Annotated in this window: 16 protein-coding genes and 1 tRNA gene; 9 read left to right on the forward strand and 8 right to left on the reverse strand. The window is 59.6% G+C overall.

Annotated features, from left to right (window positions below; genetic code table 11):
• The first annotated feature begins 39 nt into the window (after positions 1-39).
• Positions 40-357, forward strand: coding sequence for a YkgJ family cysteine cluster protein (locus NPS29_RS11770; RefSeq protein WP_274132714.1), 318 nt, complete (start codon positions 40-42; stop codon positions 355-357).
• Positions 358-503: 146 nt separating this feature from the next.
• Here the strand turns inward: NPS29_RS11770 and NPS29_RS11775 are convergent, their stop codons facing one another.
• The 6 genes from NPS29_RS11775 to hemA all read right to left on the reverse strand — a co-directional run bounded on the left by NPS29_RS11775 (position 504) and on the right by hemA (position 5,901).
• A complete protein-coding gene (locus tag NPS29_RS11775) occupies positions 504-1,022 on the reverse strand; it encodes an acyloxyacyl hydrolase (protein WP_274132793.1) in 519 nt (172 codons plus the stop codon).
• Positions 1,023-1,134: 112 nt separating this feature from the next.
• Positions 1,135-1,935, reverse strand: a complete 801-nt coding sequence (murI, locus tag NPS29_RS11780; RefSeq protein WP_274132716.1) for a glutamate racemase — start codon at positions 1,933-1,935, stop codon at positions 1,135-1,137.
• A gap of 11 nt (positions 1,936-1,946) precedes the next feature.
• On the reverse strand, positions 1,947-2,699 hold the full coding sequence (locus tag NPS29_RS11785) for a molybdopterin-synthase adenylyltransferase MoeB (protein ID WP_274132795.1): 753 nt from the start codon (positions 2,697-2,699) through the stop codon (positions 1,947-1,949).
• 11 nt (positions 2,700-2,710) lie between these two features.
• Entirely contained in the window at positions 2,711-3,544 is an 834-nt protein-coding gene (gene prmC, locus NPS29_RS11790; RefSeq protein WP_274132718.1) for a peptide chain release factor N(5)-glutamine methyltransferase, read from the reverse strand.
• A complete protein-coding gene (gene prfA, locus NPS29_RS11795; RefSeq protein ID WP_274132719.1) occupies positions 3,545-4,627 on the reverse strand; it encodes a peptide chain release factor 1 in 1,083 nt (360 codons plus the stop codon).
• Complete coding sequence (hemA, locus tag NPS29_RS11800; RefSeq protein WP_274132721.1) at positions 4,624-5,901, reverse strand: glutamyl-tRNA reductase; 1,278 nt, start codon at positions 5,899-5,901, stop codon at positions 4,624-4,626. The genes prfA and hemA overlap by 4 nt, the downstream gene beginning before the upstream one ends.
• 258 nt (positions 5,902-6,159) lie before the next feature.
• On the opposite strand from hemA, the gene NPS29_RS11805 reads away from it, so the two are divergent.
• The 8 genes from NPS29_RS11805 to ychF all read left to right on the forward strand — a co-directional run bounded on the left by NPS29_RS11805 (position 6,160) and on the right by ychF (position 12,999).
• The gene (locus NPS29_RS11805; protein ID WP_274132722.1) at positions 6,160-7,887 is read left to right on the forward strand and encodes a tetratricopeptide repeat protein; all 1,728 of its coding nucleotides are present in this window, start codon (positions 6,160-6,162) and stop codon (positions 7,885-7,887) included.
• Positions 7,888-7,890: 3 nt separating this feature from the next.
• Positions 7,891-8,508: a lipoprotein insertase outer membrane protein LolB gene (gene lolB, locus NPS29_RS11810; protein WP_274132724.1), complete on the forward strand. Its 618-nt coding sequence runs from the start codon at positions 7,891-7,893 to the stop codon at positions 8,506-8,508.
• Positions 8,509-8,510: 2 nt separating this feature from the next.
• The gene (gene ispE / locus NPS29_RS11815; RefSeq protein WP_274132726.1) at positions 8,511-9,377 is read left to right on the forward strand and encodes a 4-(cytidine 5'-diphospho)-2-C-methyl-D-erythritol kinase; all 867 of its coding nucleotides are present in this window, start codon (positions 8,511-8,513) and stop codon (positions 9,375-9,377) included.
• A gap of 36 nt (positions 9,378-9,413) precedes the next feature.
• Positions 9,414-9,488, forward strand: a tRNA-Gln gene (locus tag NPS29_RS11820).
• 47 nt (positions 9,489-9,535) lie between these two features.
• Positions 9,536-10,477 carry a ribose-phosphate pyrophosphokinase gene (locus NPS29_RS11825; RefSeq protein ID WP_037018241.1) on the forward strand — a complete coding sequence of 314 codons (942 nt, stop codon included), beginning with the start codon at positions 9,536-9,538 and terminating at the stop codon, positions 10,475-10,477.
• Positions 10,478-10,617: 140 nt separating this feature from the next.
• Entirely contained in the window at positions 10,618-11,217 is a 600-nt protein-coding gene (locus tag NPS29_RS11830) for a 50S ribosomal protein L25/general stress protein Ctc (RefSeq protein ID WP_274132728.1), read from the forward strand.
• Positions 11,218-11,292: 75 nt separating this feature from the next.
• The gene (pth, locus tag NPS29_RS11835; protein ID WP_274132729.1) at positions 11,293-11,877 is read left to right on the forward strand and encodes an aminoacyl-tRNA hydrolase; all 585 of its coding nucleotides are present in this window, start codon (positions 11,293-11,295) and stop codon (positions 11,875-11,877) included.
• A gap of 21 nt (positions 11,878-11,898) precedes the next feature.
• The gene (ychF, locus tag NPS29_RS11840; RefSeq protein ID WP_274132731.1) at positions 11,899-12,999 is read left to right on the forward strand and encodes a redox-regulated ATPase YchF; all 1,101 of its coding nucleotides are present in this window, start codon (positions 11,899-11,901) and stop codon (positions 12,997-12,999) included.
• A gap of 367 nt (positions 13,000-13,366) precedes the next feature.
• Here ychF and NPS29_RS11845 read toward each other — a convergent pair whose 3' ends face one another.
• Both NPS29_RS11845 and NPS29_RS11850 read right to left on the reverse strand, forming a co-directional pair.
• Positions 13,367-13,942, reverse strand: a complete 576-nt coding sequence (locus tag NPS29_RS11845) for a hypothetical protein (protein ID WP_274132733.1) — start codon at positions 13,940-13,942, stop codon at positions 13,367-13,369.
• A gap of 251 nt (positions 13,943-14,193) precedes the next feature.
• On the reverse strand, positions 14,194-15,069 hold the full coding sequence (locus NPS29_RS11850; RefSeq protein WP_274132735.1) for a glycine betaine ABC transporter substrate-binding protein: 876 nt from the start codon (positions 15,067-15,069) through the stop codon (positions 14,194-14,196).
• Positions 15,070-15,254 lie beyond the last annotated feature (185 nt).

Here is a 15,254-nt window from a genome sequence, read left to right on the forward strand (position 1 = left end):
GCTCACCTGCGATGGCGTCACTGCTTTAAACTGCCGCCCATGAGTGCCATTCCCCTGCTGCAACTCCCCGCAGAACCTGCCGAGCCCGCCGTTTCCTGTTCCACCTGCGCCGCCTGCTGCTGCCAACTGGAAGTGATGCTGATCACCGATACCGGCGTGCCCGAACGCTTCATCGATACCGATGACTGGGGCGGCGAGGTCATGTTGCGCCTGGACGACGGCTGGTGCGCGGCGCTGGATCGCGACACGATGCGCTGCACGATCTACGACAAAAGGCCGTTGATCTGTAGGGAATTCGAGATGGGTGCGCCGGAATGCATCACCGAGCGGGAAGGGATTGCGACGGCGTATGTGTAACACCTACCCGTAGCAGCACGGCTTGCCGGCGGGGGCGGTGTGTCAGCGGACATATCCTTCACAGATACACCGCCCCGCCGGCAAGCCGTGCTGCTACGTGAGTTCAATCGCCAGCAGAAAGATTGCCGGCGAATTGGCCCAGATGCTTAAAACGGCATCGTGTAATGGATCGCGTAGCTTTCGATACCATCGTTGCTGCTGGTCAGGCCACCGTTGGAGTAATGAGTGGCGCGCAGGCCGACTTCATGACCACCGGCGAAGCGCAGGCCGAAGCCGATGCGGTCTTCGAACTGGAAGGCGCTGCCCAGTTTGTTCCCTTCAACTTCGGTGTGCTGGAATACTGCAGCACCGATTCCGGCCTCGATGTACGGCTTGACGCTTTCACCGGAGAATTCGTAAACGAATACCGGGGAGAACGACAGGCTGTTGTTGCTGGAGCTCTTGTCACCTTCCCAGTAGGTGTAGGCGCCGCTCCAGTAGCCCGTCAGACGACCGACGCTGGTTTGCCACCAGCTCTTGTCCCAATCAAATTGCGCGCCCAGACGATAGGTCATCGTCGATTCGCCGGTGTGTCCCACCGAGAACTCGACCCCATCGGCCTGAGCAATTGCACTTTGCCCCGTTAACGCGGCCGCAATCGCAGCCAAACAAAACAGTCGCTTCATCTGAAACATCCCATTTTCGAGTGCAGTTAGAAATTTTTATATCAACAGACTTCGTGTAGAAATCCGTCAGCGAGCGTTAGTTCAGTAGAAAACAGCGCTATTCACGTTTTTTTCACAGGCCGAAGCTTCGCACACTGTCAGAATATTTCCATAGTACAGGTAGGATGTTTCTGAAATTTTCCAGATCACCACTGGTCCAGAACTGCGCGGTCAGAGGGTGACCGCTGGCGAGCAAGTCTTGCTGGCTGAGCAGACGCTGCAATTGACGGGCGACGGCGGCGCCGGTATCGATCAGCGAAATCGACGCCGGAATCATCTCCCGCAGCAGCGGCTTGAGGAAGGGATAGTGGGTGCAACCCAGCACGATGGTGTCGCAACCGGCTTCCAGCAGCGGGTCGACATAGCCCTTGAGCAGTTGCCGAAGGGCAGGACTCGCCAGATCACCGGTTTCGATCAGCTCGACCAGCCCGGGGCAAGGCTGGGTGACCACCTGAACATCGGCGGCAAAACGGTCGAGCAAGGCGGCGAACTTTGCGCTTTGCAGGGTGCCCGTGGTGGCGAGCACACCGACCACACCGCTGCGGGTGGCGGCGGCCGCAGGCTTTACCGCAGGCTCCATGCAGACGATTGGCCAGTCCGGGTAGCGCTCGCGCAGGTCGGCAGCCGCTGCAACCGTCGCGGTGTTGCACGCCAGCACCAGGGCCTTGGCGCCTTGAGCGCGAAAGAATTCGGCGACGATCACGCAGCGCTCACGAATGAACTCGGGGGATTTCTCGCCATAGGGGATGTGCCCGCAATCAGCCACATAGAGCAGCGACTCGCGGGGCAACAGCTGATTGATTTCGCTCAGGACCGACAGGCCGCCGACACCTGAATCGAACACGCCGATGGGCGCATCGTTGTCTCTAGCCATCCTTGCGCGCTCTATTCATGGGCCGCGCCGCAGACGCTGCAACCGGGATCACGCTTGACCTTCAGCTCGCGGAAGCGGCTGCCCAGGGCATCGATCAACAGCAGCCGCCCGACCAGCGGCTCACCAAAACCGGCCAGCAGTTTCAGGGCCTCCAGCGCTTGCAGGCTGCCGACCAGGCCCACCAGAGGGCCGATCACGCCGGCTTCGCTGCAGGTCAGTTCGCTTTCGCTCCCATGCCCGTAAAGACAGTGATAGCACGGGCTTTCAGGGCGACGCGGGTCGAACACCGAGAGCTGCCCTTCCAGACGGATCGCCGCGCCACTGACCAGCGGACGTCTGGCGGCCACGCAAGCAGCGTTGACCGCCTCGCGGGTCGAGAAGTTGTCGGAGCAATCGAGCACCAGGTCCACACCCGCCACCGCAGCAGCCAGGGAATCGACATCCAGCGCGGTGCGATGGGCGACCAGTCTGATCTGCGGGTTGATCGCGCTCAAACGGGCGATGGCCGAATCGACTTTGCTCTGGCCGACGCTCTGGGTGTCGTGGATGATCTGGCGTTGCAGGTTGGTCAGGTCGACCGTGTCGAAGTCCGCCAGATGCAGCTCGCCCACACCGGCCGCCGCCAGGTACAACGCCACCGGCGAGCCCAACCCGCCGACGCCGACGATCAAGGCGCGGCTGTGCCTGATGCGCAACTGGCCGTCGATATCGACCTGAGACAGCAGGATCTGTCGGCTGTAGCGCAGCAGCTCTTCGTCGGTCAGGTCGGCAGTGTTCAAAGTGGCACGCGTCCGAAAGTGATGCGTTCGTGGTCCCCCAGATCGCGGCGGGTCTGGATCTGTTCGAAGCCATGACGATTGAGCAGTTCGCGCACCGCCGGGCCCTGATCGTAGCCGTGCTCCAGCAGCAACCAGCCACCGGCTTCCAGATGCGCAGGCGCTTGGGAGACGATCAGCCGCAGGTCGTCCAGCCCGTCGTCGCCCGACACCAGCGCACTGCTGGGCTCGAAGCGCACGTCACCTTCGACCAGGTGCGGGTCGCTTGCGGCGATATAAGGGGGATTGCTCAGGATCAGGTCGAAACGCTGACCCTCAACGGCGCTGAACCAGTGGCTTTGCAGCACCCGGGCATTGTCCAGGTGCAGGCGCTGGCGATTGCGCTCGGCAAGCTCGACGGCGTCTTCCACGCGGTCCACGGCGGTCAGGGTCCACTGCGGGCGATCCTTGGCCAGCGACAGGGCGATAGCGCCGGTGCCAGTGCCCAGGTCCAGCAGGCGATGAGCGATGGCCCCGGGCAGCAGCTCCAGCGCGGTCTCCACCAGCATTTCGGTTTCCGGCCGCGGAATCAGCGTGTGGGGCGCGACTTCCAGATCGATGTTCCAGAAGCCCTGCAGGCCCAGGATATAGGCCACCGGCTCGCCAGTACGACGGCGTTTCAGATAGCCATCGAAGGCCTGGGCGGCTTCGGAGCTGACGATGCGCTCGGGCCAGGTGTGCAGAAAGCTGCGCGGCTTGCCCAGGGCAGCGGCGAGCAGCAGTTCGGCGTCCAGGCGGGCTGTCGGGGAGTCCGGCAGTTCGGCGTTTCTTAACAGGCTGGCGATGATGGTCATTTACTCACCCAGTGCCGCAAGTTGGTCTGCCTGATACTCGGCAAGCAACGGTTCTATCACTGCATCGACTCCACCGGCCAGAACTTCATCCAGCGAGTACAGCGTCAGGTTGACGCGATGATCTGTCACTCGCCCCTGTGGGAAATTGTACGTGCGGATGCGCTCGGAACGGTCGCCCGAACCCACCAGCAGCTTGCGCTCGGACGCGATGGCGTTGGCCGCTGCGGAAGTCTGCTGATCCTTGAGCTTGGCCGCGAGCCAGGCCATCGCCCGGGCGCGGTTCTTGTGCTGGGAACGCTCTTCCTGACACTCGACCACGATACCGGTTGGCAAGTGAGTGATACGGATGGCCGAGTCGGTGGTGTTCACGTGCTGCCCGCCCGCACCCGAAGAGCGGTAGGTGTCGACCCGCAAATCCGCCGGGTTGATCTCGATGTCCTGTTGCTCATCGGGCTCGGGCAATACCGCCACCGTGCAGGCCGAGGTATGGATGCGGCCCTGGGATTCGGTTTCGGGAACCCGCTGCACGCGATGCGCCCCGGATTCGAACTTAAGCTTGCCGTAGACGTTGTCGCCCTCGACCCGCGCGATGACTTCCTTGAAGCCGCCATGCTCGCCTTCGTTCTGCGATAGGATTTCCACCCGCCAGCCACGACGCTCCGAATAGCGCGAGTACATGCGGAACAGGTCGCCGGAGAAAATCGCCGCCTCGTCACCACCGGTGCCGGCACGAATTTCCAGAAACACGTTGCGACTGTCGTTGGGATCCTTGGGCAGCAGCATCTTTTGCAGATCGGCTTCCAGGACTTCCTGGCGGTCGCGGGCTTCGCGTACTTCCTCGACCGCCATTTCGCGCAGGTCAGGGTCGCTGTCCTTGAGCAGCGCCTGGGCACCCTCAAGATCACTGTACACCTTCTGCAGTTGGCGATAGACCTGGATCACCGGCTCGACTTCCGCATATTCACGGGAATAGGCGCGAAATTGAGTCTGATCGGAAATGACTTCGGCGTCGCCCAGCAACGCGGTCAATTCTTCGAAACGGTCGCTGAGCACGTCCAGCTTGTTGAGCAGTGAAGCTTTCATTGCGGGGGTTTATCCGTGGAGCCCTCATCGAGGGCAAAGAGTTCCTGGGCCATGGCCAGCGCATCGACGCGGCCTTCGGCGGACAGCTTTTTGAGTTGCACGCTGGGGGCATGCATCATTTTGTTGGTCAGGCCACGGGCCAGCGACGCCAGTACATCTTCAGCGTTGGCGCCATTGGCGAGCAGGCGCTGGGCCTTTTGCAGTTCTTCGTCGCGCAGGCGTTCGCTCTGCTGACGATAGGCCCTGAGTACATCGACCGCCGCCAGCTCGCGCAGGCGCGACATGAAATCATCGACGCCAAGGCTCACCAGTTCCTCGGCCGCCTGGGCTGCACCCTGGCGACTCTTGAGGTTTTCCGCGACGACTTCGTGCAGATCGTCGACGGTATACAGGTAAACGTCGTCCAGCTCGCCGACTTCCGGCTCGATGTCGCGAGGGACGGCGATGTCGACCATGAAGATCGGTTTGTGCTTGCGCAGTTTCAGCGCGCTTTCCACCGCGCCCTTGCCCAGGATCGGCAACTGGCTGGCGGTGGAACTGATGACGATATCACTGTTGACCAGTTCGGCCGGGATGTCGGCCAGCAACACCGCGTGGGCACCGAACTCTTCGGCCAGGATGCTTGCGCGTTCCAGCGTGCGGTTGGCGACCACGATACGCTTGACCCCAAGATCACGCAGGTGCCGGGCGACCAGCGTGATGGTTTCGCCGGCGCCGATCAGTAATGCCTGGCTGCGCTGAAGGTCGCTGAATATCTGCTTGGCCAGGCTGACGGCGGCAAAAGCCACGGAAACCGGGTTTTCACCGATGGCCGTGTCGGTGCGCACCTGCTTGGCAGCGCTGAAGGTGGCCTGGAACAACCGTCCGAGCAAAGGGCCGATGGTCCCCGCTTCACGCGCCACGGCGTAGGCGGATTTCATCTGGCCGAGAATCTGCGGCTCGCCCAGCACCAGCGAATCGAGCCCCGAAGCCACGCGCATCATGTGGCGCACGGCAGCGTCGTCCTCGTGCACATAGGCACTGGCGCGCAACTCTTCGAGGTTCAAGTGGTGATAGTCGGCCAGCCAGCTGAGCACCACCTCGGCGGTGAGCTGATCCTGCTCTATATAGAGCTCGCTGCGGTTGCAGGTCGAAAGAATCGCCGCTTCACGACTCTGGGTCAGGCGACACAGCTGCTGCAATGCCTCAACCAGCTGCTCAGGCGTAAATGCCACGCGCTCGCGGACATCCACTGATGCAGTCTTATGATTGATACCCAGAGCAAGAAAGGCCATTCAAGGTCGCTGACGGTGACGAGAAGCCGGCAATTGTCCTACTTCACTAGACCGAGAACAACCACCGCAATACATTCAGAACGTCCAGGACAGTCTATTGTCCCTATAGAGATCCGCTTCGCAGCCCTGCCCCTGCGACAAATTGTCCGGGCGCAGGCTTTAAATAACGGGTCTTTAAGTTTTTAGCCGGGCTGTGGGTTTGCTCCCTGCCTTATGTCATGATGCTTCCAAACCGCAGGTAAGCCGCCCCTCTTCTATATGAATAAATCGTCCGCGTTGTTCCTTGCCCTAGTCGTTCTCGGTGGCTGTCAGTCGACGCCTCCCGCATCCTCGCAGCCGCCGGCTGCGGCGAAGGAAACGACGCCCGCGCCCGAGGCCAAGCCGCAGGTCTACGGATCGTTCACCCAGGACACCGTCGTCAGCCTGCTGACTGCCGAGCTTGCCGGACAGCGCAACCGCTTCGACATTGCGCTGGACAACTACGTGACCCAGGCCATCCAGACCCAGGATCCGGGCATTTCCGAGCGAGCCTTCCGCATTGCCGAGTACCTTGGCGCCGATCAGGCCGCCCTGGACACCTCGATGATCTGGGCGCGCAACGATCCGACCAACCTGGAAGCCCAGCGCGCGGCCGCTATCCAGCTGGCCCGGGCCGGTCGCTACGACGACGCCATGCGCTACATGGAAAAGGTGCTGCAGGGTCAGGGCGATACCCATTTCGACTTCCTCGCCCTGTCGGCTGCGGAAACCGACTCCAACACCCGCAAGGGCCTTCTGGCCAGCTTTGACCGGCTGCTGGCCAAGTACCCGAAAAACGGCCAGTTGATCTTCGGCAAGGCGCTGCTGCTCCAGCAGGAGGGCGACAGCAATGCGTCCCTCAAGCTGCTCGAAGACAACCCGCCGGGCGAAGGCGAAGTCGCGCCGATCCTGTTGCGCGCACGCCTGCTGCAAAGCATGAACCGCGGCAAGGAAGCGATTCCGCTGCTGGAAAAGAGCATCAAGAAGTACCCGGACGACAAGCGTCTGCGCCTGACTTACGCGCGCATGCTGGTGGAACAGAACCGCATGGAAGACGCCAAGGTGCAGTTCTCCAATCTTGTTCAGCAGTACCCGGATGACGACGAACTGCGTTATTCGCTGGCGCTGGTGTGCCTGGAAAACAAGGCCTGGGATGAAGCCCAGGGCTATCTCGAAGACTTGGTCGCCCGTGGCAGCCACGTCGATTCGGCTCATGTGAACCTTGGCCGCATCTACGAAGAGCGCAACGACCCGCAAAACGCCTTGAGCGAGTACGCTCAGGTCGGGCCGGGCAACGATTACCTGCCGGCGCAATTGCGTCAGGCTGACATCCTGATGAGCAACGGCAACACCGCCGAGGCCTCCAAGCGCCTGGCCCAGGCCCGTGCCGATCAGCCCGATTACACGATTCAACTGTACCTGATCGAAGCTGAAACCCTGACCAACAACAACCAGAGCGACCGTGGCTGGCAAGTGCTGACCCAGGCGTTGAAGCTGTACCCGGACGATCTGAACCTGCTGTACACCCGCGCGATGCTGGCGGAGAAGCGCGACGACCTGAAGCAGATGGAGACCGACCTGCGGGCGATCCTCAAGCGCGAGCCGGACAACGCCATGGCGCTCAATGCGCTGGGCTACACCCTGTCCGACCGCACCACGCGCTATGCCGAAGCCAAGGAACTGATCGAACGCGCCCACCAGCTCAATCCCGAAGACCCTGCGGTCCTCGACAGCCTGGGCTGGGTCAATTATCGCCTGGGCAACCTCGACGAGGCCGAGCGCCTGCTGCGCGAAGCCCTGGAGCGCTTCCCCGACCACGAAGTCGCGGCGCACCTGGGCGAAGTGCTCTGGGCCAAGGGCGAACAGCGCGAGGCACGCAAAATATGGGGCAAGGCCCTGGAACAACAACCTGACAGCCCGGTCCTGCGCAGTACGCTCAAGCGCCTGACCGGCTCCGAGACCCTCTGATTTATGTCTTTGCGCCACCTGATCGCTTTCACCCTTATCGCCCTGCTCGCCGGTTGCGCAGGGGTCACCCCGCGCGAAGCTGTACAAGGCACGGGCGACGCCGCCAAATGGCGCGTCAACAAAGAACAGCTCACCCGCCTCGACGGCTGGGAGATCAACGGCAAGGTCGGCATTCGCGCGCCGAAGGATTCCGGCAGCGGTACGCTGTACTGGCTGCAACGCCAGGATTATTACGACATTCGCCTCTCCGGCCCCCTGGGGCGCGGTGCAGCACGCCTGACCGGGCGCCCTGGCGCTGTCTCGCTGGAAGTCGCCAATCAGGGCCGCTATGACGCGCCCGATCCCGAAACCCTGCTCAAGGATCAACTGGGCTGGAGACTGCCGGTTTCGCATCTGGTGTGGTGGGTGCGCGGCCTGCCCGCCCCCGAAACCAAGAGCAGCCTTACCCTGGACGGCGACAGCCGCCTGTCGGGTCTTGAGCAGGATGGCTGGCAGATCGAGTACCTCAGCTACACCGAGCAAAACGGTTACTGGCTGCCCGAGCGGATGAAACTGCACGGCCAGGACCTGGACGTCACGCTGGTCATCAAGGACTGGCAACCACGCAAGCTGGGGCAATGATCATGTCGCTGCCTGTTCAAGACGCACCCCGCCTGACCCTCCCCGCGCCGGCCAAACTGAACCTGATGCTGCACATTCTTGGCCGCCGCGAAGACGGCTATCACCAGCTCGAAACGATTTTCCAGTTTCTGGACTACGGCGACGAGTTGAGTTTCGCCCTGCGCGAAGATGGTGAAGTGCGCCTGCAAACGGAAATTGCCGACGTCCCTCACGACAGCAATCTGATTGTCAAAGCGGCTCGCGCCTTGAAAGAACAATCGGGTTGCACGCTCGGCGTGGACATCTGGCTGAAAAAAATCCTGCCCATGGGCGGGGGCATCGGTGGCGGAAGCTCCGATGCAGCGACGACTTTGCTGGGGCTCAATCATCTCTGGCAACTGGGCTGGGATGAAAATCGCCTGGCGGCGCTGGGGCTCAAGCTGGGGGCTGACGTGCCGGTTTTCGTGCGCGGACACGCCGCATTTGCTGAGGGTGTGGGCGAAATCCTTACCCCTGTAACCCCCGAAGAACCGTGGTATGTCGTGCTCGTGCCGCAAGTATCTGTAAGTACAGCAGAAATTTTTTCAGATCCACTGTTGACACGTGACACTCCTCCCATTAAAGTGCGCCCCGTTCCCAAGGGAAACAGTCGAAATGACTGCTTACCGGTTGTAGCAAGGCGTTATCCAGATGTACGTAACGCTTTGAATTTGCTAGGTAAATTTACCGAAGCAAAATTAACCGGAACTGGAAGTTGTGTGTTTGGGGCCTTCCCAAACAAAGCTGAAGCTGATAAAGTCTCGGCCCTTCTTACAGAGACCCTTACAGGGTTTGTAGCAAAGGGAAGCAACGTTTCGATGTTGCATCGCAAGTTACAGACACTGCTCTAAGAGAACCGAATGCCAGGCATTCGTTGCAACAGATACAGGGGCGTCGCCAAGCGGTAAGGCAGCAGGTTTTGATCCTGCCATGCGTTGGTTCGAATCCAGCCGCCCCTGCCATTTTCCTATAGTCATCCAGGCATACCCTAAGCCTCCAGGTACTGCGCGTGTCCAAGATGATGGTCTTTACGGGGAACGCCAACCCCGATCTGGCTCGGCGTGTCGTACGTCAGCTGCATATCCCTCTCGGTGACATCTCTGTCGGAAAATTCTCCGACGGCGAGATTACCGCTGAGATCAATGAAAACGTTCGCGGTAAAGACGTCTTCATTATTCAGCCGACCTGCGCTCCGACCAACGATAACCTGATGGAACTCGTCGTGATGGCTGATGCCTTCCGTCGTTCCTCGGCTACTCGTATCACTGCTGTTATTCCTTACTTTGGTTATGCCCGCCAGGATCGCCGTCCGCGTTCCGCTCGCGTGGCTATCAGCGCTAAAGTGGTTGCGGACATGCTCACCGTCGTCGGTATCGACCGTGTGCTGACCGTTGACCTGCACGCTGACCAGATTCAAGGCTTCTTCGATATTCCGGTAGATAACATCTACGGCTCCCCGGTTCTGGTGGATGACATCGAAGACCAACGCTTCGAAAACCTGATGATCGTGTCCCCGGATATCGGCGGCGTCGTGCGTGCACGTGCTGTTGCCAAATCCCTGGGCGTGGATCTCGGGATCATCGACAAGCGCCGTGAGAAGGCCAATCACTCCGAAGTGATGCACATCATCGGTGACGTCGAAGGCCGTACCTGTATTCTCGTCGACGACATGGTCGACACCGCCGGCACCCTGTGCCACGCGGCCAAGGCCCTTAAAGAACACGGCGCAGCCAAGGTTTTTGCCTACTGCACCCACCCTGTTCTGTCGGGTCGCGCGATCGAGAACATCGAAAATTCCGTGCTGGACGAACTGGTGGTGACCAACACCATCCCGTTGTCCGCTGCAGCACAAGCCTGTGACCGTATCCGCCAGCTGGATATCGCACCGGTAGTCGCTGAAGCGATGCGTCGCATCAGCAACGAAGAATCGATCAGCGCGATGTTCCGCTAAGGGCCCTGCCCTTTCGAATCATCCGTTGACGAAAAGCGCCCCGCCCCGACACTCATTGTCGGGGCGGGGCTTTTTTGCCCATACCGAGTCTGGCGCTGGTCGCAAACGCCAACCGGTAATGGCTATTTTGGAGATACAAAATGACTGATTTCACTCTGAACGCCCAAGCGCGTACTGACCTGGGGAAAGGTGCGAGCCGCCGCCTGCGTCACGCCGCCAGCATCCCTGCCGTAGTTTACGGTGGTGACAAAGCCGCTGAATCCCTGACCATCGTGGCCAAGGAAATCGCCAAACTGTTCGAAAACGAAGCGGCCTACAGCCACGTTATCGAACTGAACGTTGACGGCAAAAAGCAAAACGTCATCGTCAAGGCCATGCAGCGTCACCCAGCCAAGCAGTTCATCATGCACGCTGACTTCATCCGTGTTGTCGCTGGCCAGAAACTGACTGCCAAGGTTCCGGTTCACTTCATCAACGAAGAAGCTCCGGTCAAGAAAGGCGGCGAAATCTCGCACGTAGAAAACGACATCGAAGTTTCCTGCGAAGCCAAAGACCTGCCTGAGTTCATCGAAGTCGACCTGGCCAACGCTGAAATCGGCACCATCATCCACCTGTCGGACCTCAAAGCTCCGAAAGGCGTTGAATTCGTGGCTCTGGCTCACGGTGACGACAAGGCAGTTGCCAACGTTCACGCTCCACGCGTTGCTCCTGAAGAAGCTGAAGAAGGCGCTGCCGAGTAATCTTTACTCGCACGCCGGTTGACCGGGTGACGGTATTCGCTATCGTCACTCGCAACCCAAGGAAGAGCCCCTGACGTGACCGCCATCAAACTGATCGTCGGCCTGGGAAACCCCGGCCCCGAATACGAACAGACCCGGCATAACGCAGGGGCTCTTTTCGTTGAACGCATTGCCAGCGCACAGCGTGTCAATCTGACCGTTGATCGCAAGTATTTCGGTCTTGTGGCTAAATTCAGCCATCAGGGCCAGGACGTTCGTCTGCTGATTCCCACCACCTACATGAACCGCAGCGGCCAGGCCGTGGCGGCACTTGCCGGTTTCTTCCGCATCAAGCCTGAAGAAATCCTGGTGGCACACGACGAACTCGACCTGCCTCCGGGCGTTGCCAAGCTCAAGCTGGGCGGCGGCCATGGCGGGCACAACGGGTTGCGCGACATCATTGCGCAACTGGGTAATCAGAACAATTTCCACCGCCTGCGGCTTGGCATCGGCCACCCGGGCGTCGCCAGCATGGTTTCAAATTTCGTCCTGGGTCGTGCGCCACGCGCCGAACAGGAAAAACTCGATGCCAGCATCGACTTTGCCCTCGGCGTGCTGCCGGATGTATTCGCCGGCGACTTCGCCAAGGCGATGCGCGTCCTGCACAGCCAGAAGGCCTGACATCACTCGAGGGGAAACATCATGGGATTCAACTGCGGCATCGTCGGCCTGCCCAACGTCGGCAAGTCCACCCTGTTCAACGCCCTGACCAAATCCGGTATCGCGGCAGAGAACTTTCCCTTCTGCACCATCGAGCCGAACAGCGGCATCGTGGCCATGCCCGACTCCCGCCTTCAGGCGCTGGCGGACATCGTCAACCCCAAGCGCATCCTGCCGACCACGATGGAGTTCGTCGACATCGCAGGCCTGGTAGCCGGTGCGTCCAAAGGTGAAGGCCTGGGCAACAAGTTCCTGGCCAACATCCGCGAAACCGATGCCATCGCCCACGTGGTTCGCTGCTTCGAAGACGAGAACGTGATTCACGTCTCCAACAGCGTCGACCCGAAACGCGACATCGAGATCATCGATCTGGAACTGATCTTCGCCGACCTCGACAGCTGCGAAAAACAGCTGCAGAAAGTTGCCCGTAACGCCAAGGGCGGCGACAAGGACGCAGTGGTCCAGAAAGGCCTGCTGGAAAAACTCATCGCCCACTTCACCGAAGGCAAGCCGGCGCGCAGCCTGATGAAGAACATGGGTGTCGATGAGAAAGCCGTGATCAAGGGCTTCCACCTGCTGACCACCAAGCCGGTGATGTACATCGCCAACGTCGCCGAAGACGGCTTTGAGAACAACCCGCACCTGGACGTGGTCCGCGCCATCGCCGAAGAAGAAGGCGCAATGCTGGTGCCGGTCTGCAACAAGATCGAAGCAGAAATCGCCGAACTCGAAGACGGTGAAGAGAAAGACATGTTCCTCGAAGCCCTGGGCCTCGAAGAGCCAGGCCTGAACCGCGTGATCCGTGCCGGTTACGAGATGCTGCACCTGCAGACCTACTTCACCGCAGGCGTCGAAGAAGTCCGCGCCTGGACCGTCCGCGTCGGCGCCACCGCACCACAGGCTGCTGGCGTGATCCACACCGACTTCGAAAAAGGCTTTATCCGCGCCGAATGCGTCGCCTACAACGACTTCATCCAGTACAAGGGCGAAGCCGGTGCCAAGGAAGCAGGCAAATGGCGCCTGGAAGGCAAGGACTACATCGTCAAGGACGGTGACGTGCTGCACTTCCGTTTCAACGTCTGACGTACTTCGTGGGATTCCACGGCGCGTGAAAGATCTCCCCCGTTATCGCCAAGCGATACGGGGGTTTTGCGTTTTAGAGGCTCTGATATCGGGTGACAGAAAGTCAGCATAACGATGCTGTTACGACCAATGGGATCGGCAGCTTTGAGAGATGAACATAAAAAAACCTTGATCCCATTCCACTGATAGTGGAAGATATTTTTGCGCATATGCGTAAACCAAAGGGTGGTTACAGGGATCTTCGGATCGCACCCCGTTACTGGGACACCAGTTCGCCGAGCGCGACGTGAGAACGACCTGCCCCGTTGATGCATGCATCAACGGCTGAGAATCCCTCCTTGAGAGGGATTCGCCGTTTCTGGGCCATTCATTTCCTCTTGGGATAGCGATTCCGAACCTCTTTGGGGAATTGGCCGTTCGGTTTCTTAAGAGCGTCGACTGCGATCTTGAAGATGCTGAAGCCTTTTCTTCTGATCGGTACCCCAGGCGAACCTTCACCTGACCTCGCAAAAAATGCGCTGGTGACATGGATCCGCAAAACCCGGTTTTCTCGAAAAACAGCCATGCAGATCTTGAATGGTTCTACCTCACCGCTCGCGTTATTCATGACATCCATGGTGAAAAAGCTTTCGCCCTGGGTCAGGTAGACAGTCGCGCCGGCCAATTTTTCGAGCGCGCTGCGCAGTTGTCGGGAGGTTTCATAGCGCTCAATGCAAACCAGGCGGCTCTCACGCCCATCAGCGTATTTCAGTGGAATGTTCTGTTCCGTGTCATCTTTGGTGAAGCAATGCAGCCCGTAAGTGACGACGAAGCGGATCGGATCCTTCCCCGCTTCTTTGCGTAGCAGGACTTCGTGACAGTCCAAGTGACCAAGATCATACGACGTTCCAGCATGTTCAAACGACTCCCAATGCTGGATAGCGTCAACGTGAAATTTCGCCAAGCTCAGTCCTCGAGCGCATTGTAATCATCTGATTTTACACGGCTCTGGTGGGTCGTCGGCTGACGCAAATGTAACTGGGCGGTTGGTGCATGATCTTCTCACCGCAGACCTGAAGATGACGCAGATATTGCCTGACAGGCTGTTGGCCAAGTCCCCAAAGGTATTGATAAGGCGAGAAACAAGATTCCGGCGCTGCAAAAAAGCCCCGATATCGCGAGATGTCGGGGCTTCTTCGTTACCGCAGATAATCGTTATTGCGCGCTGGCAAACATCGCCTGGTAACGCGCCTTGTTGGCGGCGTAGTAATCGGCCACGACCTTGTCTGCGCTGCTTTCACGCGCGGCCAGCATCAGCTTTTCCAGATCTTCCTTTGGAATCTTGAAGTTGGCGAAGAAGTGAGCGACGTCGGCGTGTTCGGCGGAGAAGCCTTTGCGGGCGATGGCGTGGATCTGCTCGGTGCCGCCCAGTGCGCCTTTAGGGTCAGCCAGGTAACGCAGCGGATATTTGGAGAACATCCAGTGCGGGCTCCAGGCGTTGACCAGCGACCACTTGCCGCGTTTGAGGTTGCGGTCCAGTTCGCTGAGCATGCCCGCTTCGCTTGAGGCGACCATCTTGTAGCCATTGAGCTTGTAGTCGTCGATCGCCTTGAGGGTGACCTTGTACTGGCCGTTGCCCACCTCGGAAGTAAGGATCTGTCCGCTGAACTTCTCGCGGATGCCGGGCTTGTTCAGGTCCTCGATACTGGCGACTTCGCTTTCCGGCACGATGTCCGGCACCGCCATGCCGATGCGGCCTTCATACAACACGCCCAGATCTTCCAGACGATCCTTGTATTTGTCGTAGAACGGCTTGTGGGTGTAGGGCAGCCAGACCATCGGAATCAGGTCGATGCTGCCGTTGGCCAGTGCCTGAAACTGGATACCGATGTCGGCTTGCACCAGTTTGACGGGCTGCTGCAGATGATCCTGCAGAGCGGCCGAGGCCAGTTTCACTGCGATTTCGGTGTCCGACCAGTTGACCCAGCCAATCTTCACAGGCTCGGCCGCCTGGGAAAACATCGACACTGTCGCCAGGGCCATGCCGGCAAGCCAGCGGCTTGTCTTGGTCTTGAACGCGCAATTATTCATCTAGGGCTTCTCCTTTGGTTCTTCTATGTGTGGTGGAGCTGGCAGTGAAAAAGGCAGGCATTCGGCCTATCAAAGCAAAATGCCACACCGCGTTCAAACGACTAAAACGCTGCGTCGAATGAATCCAGGTAATGAGTGAGCTACGTATCGGTCTCCTTCGTCTTCAGGACGCTGTATCGCCTGTT

The organism is Pseudomonas putida (assembly GCF_028682175.1).
In the GTDB taxonomy this organism is placed as follows: Bacteria; Pseudomonadota; Gammaproteobacteria; order Pseudomonadales; family Pseudomonadaceae; genus Aquipseudomonas; species Aquipseudomonas putida_AD.

Excerpts from the sequence above, each read along its gene's own strand:
- NPS29_RS11770 (WP_274132714.1), top strand. The coding sequence starts at position 40 with ATGAGTGCCATTCCCCTGCTGCAACTCCCCGCAGAACCTGCCGAGCCC.
- NPS29_RS11775 (WP_274132793.1), bottom strand. The coding sequence starts at position 1,022 with ATGAAGCGACTGTTTTGTTTGGCTGCGATTGCGGCCGCGTTAACGGGG.
- murI (WP_274132716.1), bottom strand. The coding sequence starts at position 1,935 with ATGGCTAGAGACAACGATGCGCCCATCGGCGTGTTCGATTCAGGTGTC.
- prmC (WP_274132718.1), bottom strand. The coding sequence starts at position 3,544 with ATGACCATCATCGCCAGCCTGTTAAGAAACGCCGAACTGCCGGACTCC.
- prfA (WP_274132719.1), bottom strand. The coding sequence starts at position 4,627 with ATGAAAGCTTCACTGCTCAACAAGCTGGACGTGCTCAGCGACCGTTTC.
- hemA (WP_274132721.1), bottom strand. The coding sequence starts at position 5,901 with ATGGCCTTTCTTGCTCTGGGTATCAATCATAAGACTGCATCAGTGGAT.
- NPS29_RS11805 (WP_274132722.1), top strand. The coding sequence starts at position 6,160 with ATGAATAAATCGTCCGCGTTGTTCCTTGCCCTAGTCGTTCTCGGTGGC.
- lolB (WP_274132724.1), top strand. The coding sequence starts at position 7,891 with ATGTCTTTGCGCCACCTGATCGCTTTCACCCTTATCGCCCTGCTCGCC.
- ispE (WP_274132726.1), top strand. The coding sequence starts at position 8,511 with ATGTCGCTGCCTGTTCAAGACGCACCCCGCCTGACCCTCCCCGCGCCG.
- NPS29_RS11830 (WP_274132728.1), top strand. The coding sequence starts at position 10,618 with ATGACTGATTTCACTCTGAACGCCCAAGCGCGTACTGACCTGGGGAAA.
- ychF (WP_274132731.1), top strand. The coding sequence starts at position 11,899 with ATGGGATTCAACTGCGGCATCGTCGGCCTGCCCAACGTCGGCAAGTCC.
- NPS29_RS11850 (WP_274132735.1), bottom strand. The coding sequence starts at position 15,069 with ATGAATAATTGCGCGTTCAAGACCAAGACAAGCCGCTGGCTTGCCGGC.